Raw genomic sequence first — 14,903 nt, forward strand, 5'->3', positions numbered from 1 at the left:
AGTCGCTATGGACCACGCCACCTCCACCTCCCCCGCCGTCCAGGCGCAACTTGACCGGCTGACAATGCTGTCGCCCGGTGCCGATATCCTCGGGCTGGGGCGTATCCGTGCCTTGCTCGACCGACTCGGCAACCCCGAGCGGCGACTCCCGCCGGTGTTTCACGTTGCCGGCACCAACGGCAAGGGTTCGACCTGCGCCTTCCTGCGTGCCGCGCTGGAGGCGGAAGGGCACCGGGTCCACGCTTATACCTCCCCCCATCTCGTCCGATTCAACGAACGCATCCGCGTCGCGGGCAGGCTGATCGAAGACGACGCGCTCGCCCCCTTGCTCGCGCGTGTCCTCGACGTCGCCGACGGGATCGGTGCGAGCTTCTTCGAAGTTTCGACCGCCGCGGCGTTTCTGACCTTCGCCGAGACGCCGGCTGAGGCATGCGTTGTGGAGGTGGGACTGGGCGGACGGCTCGACGCGACGAACGTCGTCGCCGATCCCGCCGCTTGCGGCATTGCTCAGCTGGGGATCGACCATCAGGCCTTCCTCGGCGATAGCGCCGAAGGGATTGCGCGAGAGAAGGCGGGGATTGCCAAGCCCGGACGCCCGTTGGTCACGCTGTCCTACGCCGACAGCGTCAACGCCGCGGTGCGCGAGGTTGCGTTGACGAGCGCTGCCGACCTTCAGGTTCAGGGCGCTGCGTGGCGTTTCGTCACCGATCCCGCGTCACGGGAAGCACGTCATTATCGCCCCGTCGACGGCGCGGCGATCGTCACGCCGTGGCCTGCTCTTGCCGGCGATCACCAGGTCACCAACCTCGCACTCGCCGTCGCGATGGTGCAGGCACAGGACCGGGTTCGCGTCTCGCCGGCCGCCTTCGCCACGGCCGCTACCGCGGTGCGCTGGCCGGCGCGGATGCAGCGGCTGACCGCGGGCCCTCTGACGGCGCGGCTGCCGGCCGGCACACCGGTCTGGCTCGACGGCGGTCATAACGAACCTGCGGCAAAGGCCGTGGCGGAAACGCTCGCGACGATGGCGGCGGGACGCAAGGTCGATCTGGTCGTGGGCATGCTCGCCAACAAGGACGCCCGCGGCTTCCTCGCCCCGATCCTGCCGCTCGCCCGGTCGCTGACGGGCGTCCCGACACCGGGCCACGATCACCACGCGCCGAATGAACTGGCCGCGATCGCACGGGCCGCCGGCGTTCCGGGCCGGACCGCGCCGGACGTGCGATCCGCCTTCGATGCGCTGTCGGCGACCGGCACGCAGGCGGTTGCGGTGCTCGGCTCGCTCTATCTTGCCGGCGAAGTGCTCGCGGAAAACCACGAGCTGCCGGACTGATCATTATTGCGATTGACTATCAATAGCGCAGTGGCGAACATGGTGGCCTGACGTTCGCAACCAGAGTCGCGCCCATGTCCACCACTCACGCCTTCACCATCCTGCCCCGGCTTCAGCCCGAAGACCCGGCGCCGCGCCTGCTACTGTTCGCCTTTCGTCAAATGGGGTCGCACGGCGTCGACGATGCTGCGGCGGCGCACGCGTTCGTCACCGCTTTCGGCAAGGATTTCCGCCGCCCCCTGATCCTGCTGCGCACGCTGATGCTGGAATTGTCGGCGGCAGCGCAGCGCCCGCTGCAGATCGCGCCGTGGTGCTGTGCGCGGATGACCGGGTGCGAGGGTGCGGTTCTATCGGTCGTCGGCAAGAGCCTGACCAATGAGGCTGCGGCCGAACTGCTGCTTGCCGATCTACTCGGTACACGCGACGCGAAAGGCCCCCTGGCGACGGCGACCGCGCTATCGATCGCCTTCGCCGACCTGGGGATGCCGTTAGGCTGAGGCGCCGGCGCGGGCGTCGCCCTCGCCTTCCGTGCCAGCAGTGCCGATCGAGCGGTCGATGATCCCGCTGCGGGCCATCCACCAGAACAGCAGCACGCCCGGCAGCGCGACCAGCGTCGTGATCCAGTAGAAGCCCGCCCAGCCGAACGCATCGACTAGGTCGCTCGCCACTGCGACGTTCAGGAAGCGCCCGACGATGCTCGCCGCCGAACTGATCAGCGCATATTGCGCGGCGGTGAAGCGCAGGTCGCACAGCGCCGAGAAATAGGCGACGACCGTCACGCTGCCGATGCCGCTCGCGATATTCTCGAACGTCATCGCGCCGGCCAGGATCGTGTTGCTGTGCCCGGCATTCGCCAGGATCGCGAAGCTGGCATTCGACACCGCCATCAGCACCAGGCTGAGCAGCACCGACCGCTTCAGGCCCAGGCGCGCATAGAGGACGCCGCCGATGAAGATGCCGATCAGATAGGCCCAGAATCCGATGCCGACGTCGAACAGCGCGATCTCGTCATTGGTGAACCCAAGATCGTCGAGCAGCAGGCGCAGGACGAGCTGCCCCAGCGTGTCGCCGATCTTGTGGATCAGGATGAACACCAGCAGCAGCAGCGCGCCCGATCGCTTGAAGAATTCGACGAATGGCCCGACGATCGACGCCCAGATCTCGCCCATCCCGCGCCGGCCAGTTGGCTCGCGGTGGCGATCGGGCTCGCCGAACAGCAGCGCGACGCCGATCGCCGGCAGCGCAAAAAGCGCGCAGATCAGGTAAGAGACGTTCCACCCGACGCGCGCCGCGAGCACCAGGGCAAGGCCGCCCGTCAGAACCGACCCGACGCGCCAGCCATACTGAATCATCCCCGACCCGACGCCGAGCTGGTACGGCTTCAGGATCTCGATGCGATAGGCGTCGATGACGATGTCGTAGGTCGCACCCGCCACCCCGACGATGATCGCCGCAACGACCGTCGCCCAAAGCTGGGCGCCCGGATCGACCCGCGCCAGATTGGCAACCGCGGCCATCACCAGCACGCCGGCGAAGATCATCCACGACACGCGCTGCCCCAGCCGGCCGAGCACCGGCAGGCGGATGCCGTCGACCATCCATGCCCACAGCGGCTTGAAATTGTAGACGAGAAACGCGAGCGTGAAGGCGGTGATCGTTTTCTTGTCGATGTTGCTCTGCGCCAGCCGCGTCGTCAGCGTCGCGCCGATCAGGGTGAAGCACAGCCCCGACGAGATGCCGAGGAAGAAGGTCGCGAGCGGCGCGCGTTCGAAATAGGGGCGCAGTCCACCCCACTTGCTGCCCGCTTCGCTTACGCTCGCCATACTTGCTCCCACGCCCCAAAGGCGCGAAACTAGCGGAAAATTTCGGGAGAGGAAGGGTGAACGCACCGACCGAGGGACAACGTGCGCTCGCCGCGCGGCTGGCGGCGGGCGGGGATTGCGCCGACACACTCACCTATGTCGATGCTGCTGCCTATACCGACCCCGCGCGCCATGCCGCCGAACGCGCAGCGATCTTTGACCGGGTGCCGCTGGTCATCGCACCGTCCGCCCTGCTGCCCGACCGCAACATGGCGGTGCCGCATGACGGGTTCGGCAAGCCGCTGCTCATCACCCGCGACGGCCAGGGGCAGATCCACGTCTTCCTGAACGTCTGTCGCCACCGCGGGACCCGGCTGGTCGAGGGCGACGCGTGCGTGAAGGCGCCGCGGCTGGTCTGTCCCTATCACGCCTGGGCCTATGCCACCGACGGTCGGCTGGCCGGCGTGCCGCGTGGCGACAGCTTTCCGGGTCTCGACAAGGCGGCGTATGGCCTGCGCGAGTTGCCGGCGCGGGAAATCGGCGGGCTGATCTGGTTCGCGTTCGACGACGCCGCGGACTTCGCCGATGCCGAGGCGCTGGCACCGGACTTCGCCGCCTTCGACCTTGCCGGTCACCACCTCTTCCGCCGCCGCACGCACGACGTACCGGCCAATTGGAAGCTGGTGATGGATGCCTTTCTGGAGAGCTATCACCTCTCGCGCCTGCACGCCGACACGATCGGCAAGTTCTTCAAGGACGGCGTCGCGGCAGCGGACACGATCGGCGTGCATCAACGCTCCGCCGTAGGCCGCGCCGCGGAGGATGCGGCGCTTACCGCCAGCGACTGGGCGGTGCTGCGCGGGGCGATCACCTTCACCTATCAGATGTTTCCCGGCACCGTGCTTGCGGCAAGCCCCGATTACATCAACCTGATGGTGCTGATGCCACAGTCGGAAGCCCGTGTGCTGATCGAGAATTTCATGCTGATCCCGCAAGCGCCCGCAACAGACAAGGCGCGCGATCATTGGGAGCGGAGCTGGGCGCTGCTCGACCGCGGCGTGTTCGGATCGGAAGATTTTCGCGCCGCGGCGCTCTGCCAGCAAGGGCTTGAGTCAGGCTCGCTGGAACGGGTGACACTCGGCGGGCTGGAGCATGGGATACGGGTGTTCCATGACCAGGTGGAGGGGCGGCTTTCGTAACATCGGCCCCGAACCGTCATCCCCGCGGAGGCGGGGATAAATTCTGGCTGACCGTAATGAGACTCGCCGCCTCCAGCGACTATCGATCCCCGCCTTCGCGGGATGACGGTAATTTGGCTAGACTGTCGCGAACAGGCTGAAGCTCGACGGCAAGCGTTTCGGCATCTTGCCGTCCATCACCTTTTCGAGTGCACCGATCGCGTTCAGCAGGTCGCGCTGGGCATAGGGTTTCGACAGGCAGCCGACCGCCAGCGCCTTGGCATCGCCGGGGCAATTTCCCGTCACGAACACCACCTTGATCCCGCGAGCCGCCGCGGCCTGGGCCACGCTCACGCCGCTGCCATCCGACAGGTTCACGTCGACCAGCACGAGATGAATGTCCTCGTCGCTCTCGATCGCGCCGCACGCGTCGGCGACGGTATCGAATGTCCCGACGATCTCGAAACCCTCGCTCGTCAGGAAATGCTCGGTATCGAAGGCAACCAGCGGCTCGTCCTCGACGACGAGGATCCGCGTGATCCGGCGCTCCTTCTTGGCGAACAGCATATCCCTCGTTTCTGCGCCGGTGTCCTAGCACCTGATTACGAAGCCGTAACGCGCAAGCCGCATTCGGGACGCAAAGTTTTTTTGTCACCCTTCGTCCTGCACGCTAAGGCGCGGATCGTGCAGACTTCAGGACAGAAAGAGCCGCAGCGGATCGCCAAGCTGCTCGCCCGCGCCGGCGTCGCGTCACGGCGCGAGATCGAGCGGATGATCGCCGAGGGCCGGATCGCAATCGATGGCGTGCCCATCGACACGCCCGCCACCCTCCTCACCTCGCTGCGCGGCGTGACCGTCGATGGCGAGGCGGTGAAGGACGCTTCCCCCGCCCGGCTGTTCCTGTTCAACAAACCCGCGGGCACGTTGACCGCGGCGGTCGACTATAACGGCCGCAAGACGATCTACGACGTGCTGCCGAAGGACCTGCCACGGCTGATGCCGGTCGGTCGGCTCGATCTCAACACCGAAGGCCTGTTGTTGCTGACGACCGATGGCGAGTTGAAGCGCCAGTTGGAACTGCCCGCGACCGGCGTCGAGCGATCCTATCGCGCGCGGGCCTATGGCGACGTCACGCAGGCGCAGCTGGAGGAGCTGATCGATGGCGTGGAGGTCGATGGCGTCCGCTATGGACCGATCGACGCCAATCTCGAACGCCGCACCGGTGCGAACGTCTGGGTCGAAATGGTGTTGACCGAGGGCAAGAACCGCGAAGTCCGTCGCGTGCTCGAATATCTGGGCTTGCAGGTCTCGCGCCTCATTCGCACGCGCTACGGCCCGTTCGTGCTCGGCGACCTTCCGGTCGGTGGGATCGGCGAAGTGCGGCAGGTCGACCTGATCCAGTTCCGCGCGAGCCTGAAGGGCAACAAGGCGAAGGCGGTCGAGGAGGCGCGCGCCAATCCGGTGACGGCGCGCATGCCGCAGCCGAAGCGCGAGCCGGGGCCGGATGCGGAGACGCCTGCACCCCGCGCCGAGCGCAAGCCCGCGGTGGATCGCCGGGTCACACTGGCGAAACAGACCCGCCGCCAGGAAGAGGCGAGTGCTGCCCCCGACGCCAGGCCCACCCGTGCGCCGGCGAAGGCCGGAGCCGTGGCCGCGGCCGGTCGCCGATCGTCAACGCCCCGGCCTTCGCCGGAGCACGACGAGGGCGGGCGGTCGAACCGGACCCGTCGCGGCGCTGCTCCACGCCCCGAACGCGCCACCAAGGCCTATGAAGGCCGCGAGACGCGTGACGACCTCGCCACTTCGCGCCCCCGCGGTCCCCGGCCCGATGCCGAGCCGACCACCGCGAAACCCCGCCCGAAGCGCGGCGCCGGCTGGGCCAAGGCCAAGCCCAAGGCGCGGCCGGGCAAGCCCCGGAAGCCCCGTTCATGAGGATCATCGCCGGACAGTGGCGCGGACGCCCGCTCGCCGCGCCTGCGGGCGACGCGACCCGCCCGACCGCAGACCGCACGCGCGAGGCGTTGTTCTCGATGCTGCAGAGCCGGGTCGGCACTTTCGAAGACCTGGCGGTCGCCGATCTGTTCGCCGGTTCCGGCGCGCTGGGGCTGGAGGCGCTGTCGCGCGGCGCGGCGTCGTGTCTGTTCGTCGAACAGGACCGCGCCGCGCTGGATGCCCTGAAGGCGAATATCGCCAAGCTTGATGCGAAGGGCGCGGAGGTTCGGGCGTCGTCCGTCCTGGCGCTCGGCCCGGCCCGTGCGCCGCTCGACCTGATCCTGATGGACCCCCCCTATGCCAGCGGCGCCGGCAATGTCGCGCTCGACAAGCTGGCGCGGCTCGGATGGACGACCCCGGCGACCTGGGTAAGCATCGAGACGGGCAGGACCGAGGACGTCGACGTCGCTGGCTTCGCGATCGAGGCCGAGCGGGTGCACGGCAAGGCGAAGATCACATTGCTGCGGGCGGTGTAATCCCCTCTCCCCATGGGAGAGGGTTCCGCAGGCCTGGCAGCTTGCTGCCTCGTCGGAGCTGGGTGAGGGTGTCACCGCGTCGATAGCGCCATCGGCCTCATCCAAGCTCCGCTGACCGGCAAGTCGGTAAGCTGCGCTATCCTTCTCCCTCCGGAGAAGGATTTCAGCTTTTCGGCCCCAGCAACTCCAGCACCGCCGCGGTCATCGCTGTCGCGCCCGTCACGATCGCCGGCTCGGCCTCCACCTTGAGCAGCGGCGAATGGTGCGATGCGACCGCCGGCCCGGTGCCGTTCGCCGCTGCCTCCAGCGTCGCCCGCGGCGTGCCGCCGACCGCGAAATAATAGCCCGGCACCTTCAGGTCCGGCTGGACGAGATAGGCGAAATCCTCCGCGCCCATTCCGTTCTGCTCGAACGGGATCACCGCAGCGGCGCCCATGTCGCGGGCCAGGGCGGCGTTCAGCCGGCGGGCGAGCTTTGCGTCGTTGATCGTCGTCGGCGTGCCTTCGCTGACGGTGACCTTCGGCAGCTTGTCGTCGGGCATGCCATTCAGCCGACCGACGCCTTCTGCAACACGCTTGATCCCTGCAAGCAACTGCGCGCGGGTCTTCTCGTCGTTCGCGCGGACGGTGACCTGCAATCGCGCCTCGTCCGAGATGATGTTGTGCTTCGTCCCCGCGTGGAACGAGCCGACCGTGATGACGCCCGGGACCAGCGGCGCACGTTCGCGGCTGATCAGCCCCTGCAATGCGATGACGATCTGGCTCGCCATGTACACCGGGTCCTTGCCGGTATTGGGCGACGCGCCGTGCGCACCGACGCCGGGCACGACGATGTCCACCGAGTCGGCCGACGAATATTGGATGCCCTCCGACGCGGCGACGGTGCCGGTCGGCTGCTGGGCAGACACGTGGAAGGCCAGTGCATAGTCGGGCTTGGGAAAACGGGTGTACAGCCCGTCCTTCAGCATCGCCGCCGCGCCGCCGACGCGCTCCTCGGCAGGCTGGACGATCATCACGACCGTGCCCTTCCACCGGTCCTTCATCGCCGCCAATCGACGCGCGGTCGCGACCATCGCGGTGATGTGGGTGTCGTGGCCGCACGCGTGCATCACCGGGCTCTCGACGCCATCCACACCGACCTGGCGCGCCACCGACATGTTGGGCAGCCCGCTGGCTTCCTTCACCGGCAGGCCGTCCATGTCGGCACGCAGCAACACTGTCGGACCGGGGCCGTTGGTCATCACCGCGACGACGCCGGTACCGCCGACCTTCTCGGTCACCGTCGCACCGGTCTTGCGCAGCTCGGCCGCCATCCGCGCCGCGGTATTGACCTCCTTGAAGCTCAATTCCGGGTTCCGGTGGAACCAGTCGAACAGCGCGGCCAGGTCCTTCCGGTAATCCGCGCGGATCGCGGCTTCGTAATCGGGCGCAGGACTGACGGCGGCAAGCAACAGCGGCAGGATCATGGTCAAACCCCCTCGAGCGGAACCGGCGCGGCCGGACGTTGACGTAAGAGCAACAGCGCGACGAGGCTGAGTGCCGTCGCCGCGCTCAGGTACAGGCCGACATAGGCGAGACCGCCCTTCAGCGTCAGCCACTGCGAGATAAGCGGGGTCAGCCCGCCGCCCAGTACGCCCGCGATGTTGAAGGTCATCGACGCGCCGGTGTAGCGCACTCGCGGCGGGAACAGCCCCGGCAGCCATGCGCCGAGCGGCCCATAGACGAAACCCATCGCCAGCAGCGCAAGCGACAGGAAGATGAAGGCGCCGAACAGCGAGCTTTGCATCAGCGGTGCGATGACGAAGCCGAGCAGGATCGTCGCGACGCACCCGCCCGCCAGCACGCGCCGCTCGTCGAAGCGATTGTCCGCCAACCACGCCGCCGAATAGATGCCGACGGCCATGAACAGGATCGCGACCAGCTGGATGCTCAGAAATTCCTGCATCGTGTAGCCGAGCGTCTTTGTGCCGTAGCCGAGCAGGAAGGCCGTTCCGACATAATAGGTCGCGAAACAGGCGATCGCGCCGACGGTGCCCCCGACCAGCATTCGCCAGTGATCGTTCAGCAGCTCGGCCAGCGGCACCTTGGGCGGCGGCGCTTCCTTCAGCGACCGGGCGAATTCCGGCGTCTCGGTCAGCTTGAGGCGGATATAGAGGCCCACCGCGACCAGCAGCGCGCTGATCGCGAACGGCAGGCGCCAGCCCCAGTCGCGAAACTGATCCGGAGTCAGCACCACGCCCAGGATCAGGAACAGGCCGTTGGCGGCGATGAATCCCGCCGGCGCCCCCATCTGCGGTGCACTTCCATAGCGCGCGCGCCAGCCCGGCGGAGCATTTTCGACCGCCAGCAATGCCGCCCCGCCCCATTCCCCACCCAGACCGAAGCCCTGGCCGAAGCGCAGCACGCACAGCGCGAACGGCGCGATCCACCCGGCCTGCTCATATGTCGGCAATATGGCGACGAGTGTTGTCGAGATACCCATCGTCAGCAGCGAAGCGACCAACGTCGACTTGCGCCCGATCCGGTCGCCGAAATGCCCGAAGAACGCCGCGCCGACCGGCCGCGCGAAAAACGCGACCGCCAGCGTCGCGAAAGCCGCCATCTGTTGCAGCCCTGGATCGTGCGAGGGGAAGAAGATGCTTCCGAATACCAGGCTCGCCGCGGTTGCGTAGATGTAGAAGTCGTAGAATTCGATGGCCGTGCCGACGAAACTGGCGGTCAGCACGCGGCGATGTGACGGTGCGGTCAAGTGGCGGTCCTCCCCCGGTCGTGGACGATAGAGCGGTGGCGGGTCAGGGCAAGCCCTCGCCCGCCAAACTCGTCAACCCCGCGCAGGCGGGGATACGACCTGACTGGCGGTTGCGAGACCTACGTCGTTCAACGATCCTTGATCACCGCCTTTGCAGGGCCAACGATCACCCCTGGGCCCCCGGCAGCACCAGCGTCGCCCTTGCCCCGACCGCCCCCGTCAGATCGAACCGCCCGCCCCGCGACTTCGCCAACATCGTCGCGATCCGAAGGCCGAGGCTCGACGACGCACCGCCATCGAACCCCTCGGGCAGGCCGTGGCCGTCGTCCTCGACGCTGACGACGATCTCGCCGCTCGCGGTATCGCGCAGCACGCGCACGTCGATCGCGCCGGAGCGATCGTCGGCAAAGCCATGCTCGACCGCGTTGGCGACCGCCTCCGACACGATCAGGGCAGTCGGGATCGCCGTGTCAGGCTCGATCCCGATCGTCGCGTCCCCCGTCACCGTCAGTGTGACGTCGCCGCGCCCGGTCGCGTCGATGACGCCCCGGCACAATTCGTCGAGGAAGGGCACCAGTCGGTGCGCGGTACCGCTGGGGTCGTAGAGCTGCCGGCTGATCCGCCCGATCAGCTCCAGCCGGCGTGCTGCCTCCGTCAGCGCCGCCCGGGCGTCGGGATCGCTCAGCTGGCGGGTCTGTACCGTCAGCAGCGCTGCTGCGACCTGCAGATTGTTCGATACTCGGTGCTGGAGCTCGCGAAACAGCAGCTCGCGCGTCTCGGCCATCACCCGGTTCGCTTCCCGTTCGGCCGCCAGCCGGCGATTGCCGCTCTGCATCCAGTGGACCAGCACCAGGTCGGTAACGACGACGAAAAGGTAAAAGCCGAGTGCGATCACCGCACCCAGGTTCAGGACGAGCGAATAGCGCGGGGTCAGGAAGAAATACCACGCAAGGAACCCGCAGATCACCGCCGACACCGCGCCCAGCCGCACGCCGAACAGGAACGACGTCACGATCACCGCGGGAAAGAAGCTGACGTACGGAAACCCCGGCGGCAACCAGGGGTCGGCCGCTTCCCGCATCGCCAACGCGATCCCGGCGATGAGCAACGTCGCGATCGTGCCCAGCCATGGGCGATCCTGATAAAGCGGGAACCGCTCGATCCAGCGCGATTGGCCGCTGGTCCCGCTCACCCCCCCATCCCCGGGAAACGCGCAAATTTCGGCAAATCGTGGATCGTCTCCAGCCAGCGTGGCGCCTCCGCCGTCTGGATCAGGACGACCGGCGGGACGGCGTCGGGATCATCGAACGTTGCCGACTGGATATCGACCTGTCCCGGAAACACCGTCGCCGAATAAAAGAATAGTCCCGTCCCGCAAGTCCCGCAGAACTGGCGGATCGACTCGGCCGACGAGTTATAGCTGATCGGGGTACCGACGATCGTCACCTTGTCCTGATCGAACAGTGCCCAGCCGACGGGCGTCGCCCCCGCCGACTTGCGGCAGTCGGCACAGCAGCACAGCGCATTGTGGTGCGGCTGCCCCTCGGCTGTGTACCGAATCGCACCGCACTGGCAGCCGCCGGTAATCGCCATGGCCGCATCCCCTTGTTTCTGCGCGGACCTTGCCCCGCTCGCTGACGTTCTCTACCTGTTCGCCGATGCCAGCGCCAGCCCCCCACCCCGACGAGCCATCCTATCTGACCGGCCTGAACGACCCTCAGCGCGAAGCCGTGCTGACGACCGAAGGCCCGGTGCTGGTTCTCGCCGGCGCCGGCACCGGCAAGACCGCGGCACTGACGGCGCGGCTGGCGCATCTGCTCTACACGCGCAAGGCGTACCCGTCGGAGATCCTGAGCGTCACCTTCACCAATAAGGCGGCCAAGGAAATGCGCGAGCGCGTCGGCCGGCTGGTCGGCGACATGGTGGAGGGGATGCCGTGGCTCGGCACCTTCCACAGCATCGGCGCGAAGATGCTGCGGCGGCATGCCGAACTCGTCGGGCTGCAGTCGAACTTCACCATCCTCGACACCGACGACCAGATCCGCCTGCTCAAGACGCTGATCGCCGACGCCGACATCGATGAGAAGCGGTTTCCCGCACGCAGTCTCGCAGGCTTCATCGACAGCTGGAAGAACAAGGGGCTGACGCCGGCGCAACTCGATGCCGGGGAAAGCGAACTCTACGCCAACGGCAAGGGCCAGCAGCTCTATCAGGCCTATCAGGACCGGCTGAAGACGCTGAACGCCTGCGATTTCGGCGACCTGCTGCTCCACAGCCTCGTGATCCTGCGGACCAATCGCGAAGTGCTGGAACAGTATCAGCGGCGCTTCCGCTATATCATGGTCGACGAATATCAGGACACCAACAGCGTCCAGTACCTCTGGCTGCGGCTGCTGGCGCAGGAGCGCAAGAACATCGCCTGCGTCGGCGACGACGACCAGTCGATCTATTCGTGGCGCGGGGCGCAGGTCGAAAACATCCTGAAGTTCGAACGCGACTTTCCCGGTGCGGTGGTCATCCGGCTGGAGCAGAATTACCGGTCCACCCCCCATATCCTGGGGGCGGCATCGGGTGTCATCGCCAACAACGGCGGACGGCTCGGCAAGACACTCTGGACCGAGCTGGACGCGGGCGAGAAGGTGAAGGTCATCGGCGTCTGGGACGGGCCCGAGGAGGCCCGCCGCGTCGGGCAGGAGATCGAGGCGTGCCAGGTCGCCGGCAAGAGCCTCGACGACATCGCGATCCTGGTTCGCGCGCAGCACCAGACTCGCGAATTCGAAGACCGCTTCATCGCGATCGGCATGCCGTACCGTATCGTCGGCGGTTTCCGCTTCTATGAGCGCGCCGAAATCCGCGACGCGCTGGCCTATCTCCGCGTCATCGCGCAACCGGCAGACGACCTCGCCTTCGAACGTATCGTCAATGTGCCCAAGCGCGGCCTTGGCGACAAAGCTGTTTCAAAGCTCCATCAGCTTGCCCGCGCGCTCGGCGTCCCGCTGAGCGAGGCGGCTGCGCGGATTCTCGACACCGACGAGATGACCGGGGCTGCCAGGAAGTCGCTCGGGCGGCTGGTGGCCGATTTCGCCAGTTGGCGGACGAAGGGGGCGGACTTGCCGCACGCCGAACTCGCTCGGCAGATGCTCGACGAAAGCGGCTATACCGCGATGCTCCAGGCCGATCGCTCCGCCGAAGCTGCCGGTCGCCTCGAAAATCTGAGCGAACTTGTCCGCGCGATGGAGGAATATGACTCGCTCGGCGCGTTCCTCGAACACGTCAGCCTGGTGATGGAGAACGACGGCGGCAACCGCGGCGCGCAGGTGACGATCATGACGATCCACGCCGCCAAGGGGCTGGAGTTCGACACCGTCTTCTGTGCGGGGTGGGAAGAAGGGCTGTTCCCCTCGCAGCGCTCGCTCGACGAAGGTGGCCTCGCCAGTCTCGAGGAGGAACGCCGCCTCGCCTATGTCGCGATCACCCGCGCACGCCGCCGCGCGATCATCCTTCACGCTGCCAATCGCCGCATCTACGGTCAGTGGAATTCGAGCATCCCGTCGCGCTTCGTCGGCGAGCTGCCCAAGCACCATATCGACGAGGAAACGACGATGTCGGGCGGCGAATCCCTGTGGCGTGCCAACTGGAGCGACCGCGCCGATCCCTTCGCCGACGTCGCCAGGGGAACCGGCCGCGGCCCCGGCTGGCAGCGCGCGGCGGGTGTCGGCGGCGGCGTCGACGTGAAGAACCCCGGCGGCAGCTTCACCAGCCGCACGTTCACCCGCGAAGCCCCCCGCGTGAAGGAAGCCACTCGCAGCGCAGTCAGCCTCGGCAACAAGGGCCGCGACGATCTCTCGATGGGCCAGCGCGTCTTTCACCAGAAGTTCGGCTACGGCGAGATCGTCGAGATCGAAGGCAACAAGCTGGAGATCGACTTCGAACAGGCCGGGCGGAAGCGGGTGATGGATAGTTTCGTGATAGCGGGGTGAGCGAGACAGGCTTTGATTTCGACTGCGTCGGTGTTATAGTCAGAAATATAGTCAGGAATGCCACGATGAAGCATGTCAATCTCGCCGACGCAAAGGCCCGGTTCAGTGAGTTGGTTCATGAAGCCGTTGCTGGCGAAACCGTCGTAATCACCCGGCATGGCAAGCAAGTCGCGAAGCTGGTGCAGGACGCGCCCGAGAAAGTTAAGGTCGATGTCGCCGCACTTCGCAAGGCGGCAAAGTCCATTCCGTATCAAACCGAATCCGCCGCTGACCTCGTTCGTCGGATGCGGGATAGCGGTTTCTGATGATCTATCTCGACACGTCGGCGGTGATTTCCGCGATTACCGATGAAGCCGACAGTGATCGCATTTGGAATTGGCTGGATGACCAGGACGCGGGCACGCTGTTCGTCAGCGATTGGACGCATACCGAAGTCTCCAGTGCGTTGTCGATCAAGGTGCGCACGGGGCAGCTCTCCGTCGATGATCGCGCGGTTGCCCTGTCTTCGTGGCGCCGTTTTCTTGGTGCGAGTTTGAGCACGCTTGGCTGCACGGTCGAACATTTTAGACAGGCGACTTTGATCGCTGACCGTCACCATCTCGGGGTGCGCGCGCCGGACGCACTTCACATCGCCATCGCCGCCGGCGCGGGTTTTCGCCTCGTAACCCTCGACAGAACTATGGCCGCTGCCGCGCCACTACTAGGCGTGCCGCTCGAACCGCTCGACTGAGCCGGCCCATTCAGGAACCATATCGTTCTCAACCCGTATCGACTCCGCTGTCCGCACCCCTGCGGGCCACACAATGCAGGACGTCGATCATGACCCGCTTCAAGACTATCGCCATCCTCGCCGCCAGCGCATGCGCGGCCGTCGCCCTTCCCGCCGCCGCGCAGACCACGGCTGAGCAACAGCGGTTCGATGCCGCGCAGCAGCGGTTCGACCGCGAGTACCAGCTCTTCCGCGATGAGATGGATCGCTATCGCGCCGCCGCCGCGCGCAATGGCGGTTACGCGCCGCGGCCGGGCACGCCCTACCGCCAGGCGCCCGATTACCGCGCCGAGGGCTATGACAGCTACGAGGACTGGCGTGACGAGGGCGGTTATGACCCCGCGCGCTACTACCGCAACGGCACCCAGTATCGCGAGCGTGTCCTCGGGCCCGACGAGCGCGTCTATTCGGGCAATGACGGCCGCTATTACTGCCGCCGCAGCGACGGCACGACCGGCCTGATCGTCGGCGGCGCGGCGGGCGGCCTGCTCGGCAACGTCATCGATGGCGGACGCTCGCGCACGGTCGGCACGCTTCTCGGTGCCGCCGCCGGTGCGCTTGGCGGCCGGGCGATCGAGCGGAGCAACGACCAGATCCGCTGCCGCTAAAACCCAACCGTCCGCACTCC

At 66.9% G+C, this 14,903-nt stretch carries 15 protein-coding genes; 9 read left to right on the forward strand and 6 right to left on the reverse strand.

Translation table 11 applies throughout. The features are described from left to right. The first annotated feature begins 64 nt into the window (after positions 1-64). A complete protein-coding gene (locus tag JW805_08255) occupies positions 65-1,330 on the forward strand; it encodes a bifunctional folylpolyglutamate synthase/dihydrofolate synthase (protein MBN2972007.1) in 1,266 nt (421 codons plus the stop codon). Between the two features lie 74 nt (positions 1,331-1,404). After that, positions 1,405-1,827 (forward strand): hypothetical protein, encoded by a 423-nt coding sequence (locus JW805_08260; GenBank protein ID MBN2972008.1) that lies wholly within the window; start codon positions 1,405-1,407, stop codon positions 1,825-1,827. Here JW805_08260 and JW805_08265 read toward each other — a convergent pair. Continuing rightward, positions 1,819-3,153, reverse strand: a complete 1,335-nt coding sequence (locus JW805_08265; protein ID MBN2972009.1) for an MFS transporter — start codon at positions 3,151-3,153, stop codon at positions 1,819-1,821. The two genes, JW805_08260 and JW805_08265, sit on opposite strands and share 9 nt — an antisense overlap. A 56-nt stretch (positions 3,154-3,209) precedes the next feature. Here JW805_08265 and JW805_08270 point away from each other — a divergent pair, with 56 nt between their 5' ends. Continuing rightward, positions 3,210-4,331 (forward strand): aromatic ring-hydroxylating dioxygenase subunit alpha, encoded by a 1,122-nt coding sequence (locus JW805_08270; GenBank protein ID MBN2972010.1) that lies wholly within the window; start codon positions 3,210-3,212, stop codon positions 4,329-4,331. A gap of 117 nt (positions 4,332-4,448) precedes the next feature. Here the strand turns inward: JW805_08270 and JW805_08275 are convergent, their stop codons facing one another. Next, positions 4,449-4,877 (reverse strand): response regulator, encoded by a 429-nt coding sequence (locus tag JW805_08275; GenBank protein ID MBN2972011.1) that lies wholly within the window; start codon positions 4,875-4,877, stop codon positions 4,449-4,451. On the opposite strand from JW805_08275, the gene JW805_08280 reads away from it, so the two are divergent. Both JW805_08280 and rsmD read left to right on the forward strand, forming a co-directional pair. Then, positions 4,794-6,242 (forward strand): pseudouridine synthase, encoded by a 1,449-nt coding sequence (locus tag JW805_08280; protein MBN2972012.1) that lies wholly within the window; start codon positions 4,794-4,796, stop codon positions 6,240-6,242. The two genes, JW805_08275 and JW805_08280, sit on opposite strands and share 84 nt — an antisense overlap. Further along, positions 6,239-6,778: a 16S rRNA (guanine(966)-N(2))-methyltransferase RsmD gene (gene rsmD / locus JW805_08285; protein ID MBN2972013.1), complete on the forward strand. Its 540-nt coding sequence runs from the start codon at positions 6,239-6,241 to the stop codon at positions 6,776-6,778. The genes JW805_08280 and rsmD overlap by 4 nt, the downstream gene beginning before the upstream one ends. Positions 6,779-6,941: 163 nt before the next feature. Here the strand turns inward: rsmD and JW805_08290 are convergent, their stop codons facing one another. From JW805_08290 to JW805_08305, 4 genes are all read right to left on the reverse strand, one after another. Next, positions 6,942-8,243 (reverse strand): amidohydrolase, encoded by a 1,302-nt coding sequence (locus tag JW805_08290; GenBank protein MBN2972014.1) that lies wholly within the window; start codon positions 8,241-8,243, stop codon positions 6,942-6,944. Between the two features lie 2 nt (positions 8,244-8,245). Continuing rightward, positions 8,246-9,526, reverse strand: coding sequence for an MHS family MFS transporter (locus JW805_08295; GenBank protein MBN2972015.1), 1,281 nt, complete (start codon positions 9,524-9,526; stop codon positions 8,246-8,248). Between the two features lie 166 nt (positions 9,527-9,692). Beyond that, positions 9,693-10,718, reverse strand: a complete 1,026-nt coding sequence (locus tag JW805_08300; protein ID MBN2972016.1) for a DUF4118 domain-containing protein — start codon at positions 10,716-10,718, stop codon at positions 9,693-9,695. Beyond that, on the reverse strand, positions 10,715-11,119 hold the full coding sequence (locus tag JW805_08305; GenBank protein MBN2972017.1) for a GFA family protein: 405 nt from the start codon (positions 11,117-11,119) through the stop codon (positions 10,715-10,717). The genes JW805_08300 and JW805_08305 overlap by 4 nt, the downstream gene beginning before the upstream one ends. 65 nt (positions 11,120-11,184) lie before the next feature. On the opposite strand from JW805_08305, the gene JW805_08310 reads away from it, so the two are divergent. The 4 genes from JW805_08310 to JW805_08325 all read left to right on the forward strand — a co-directional run bounded on the left by JW805_08310 (position 11,185) and on the right by JW805_08325 (position 14,883). Next, positions 11,185-13,506, forward strand: coding sequence for a UvrD-helicase domain-containing protein (locus JW805_08310; GenBank protein MBN2972018.1), 2,322 nt, complete (start codon positions 11,185-11,187; stop codon positions 13,504-13,506). Positions 13,507-13,571: 65 nt separating this feature from the next. After that, positions 13,572-13,811 (forward strand): type II toxin-antitoxin system prevent-host-death family antitoxin, encoded by a 240-nt coding sequence (locus JW805_08315; protein ID MBN2972019.1) that lies wholly within the window; start codon positions 13,572-13,574, stop codon positions 13,809-13,811. After that, a complete protein-coding gene (locus JW805_08320; GenBank protein ID MBN2972020.1) occupies positions 13,808-14,236 on the forward strand; it encodes a type II toxin-antitoxin system VapC family toxin in 429 nt (142 codons plus the stop codon). Before JW805_08315 ends, JW805_08320 begins: the two co-directional genes overlap by 4 nt. 89 nt (positions 14,237-14,325) lie before the next feature. Continuing rightward, positions 14,326-14,883, forward strand: coding sequence for a glycine zipper 2TM domain-containing protein (locus JW805_08325; protein MBN2972021.1), 558 nt, complete (start codon positions 14,326-14,328; stop codon positions 14,881-14,883). Positions 14,884-14,903 lie beyond the last annotated feature (20 nt).

The organism is Roseomonas aeriglobus (assembly GCA_016937575.1).
In the GTDB taxonomy this organism is placed as follows: Bacteria; Pseudomonadota; Alphaproteobacteria; order Sphingomonadales; family Sphingomonadaceae; genus Sphingomonas; species Sphingomonas aerigloba.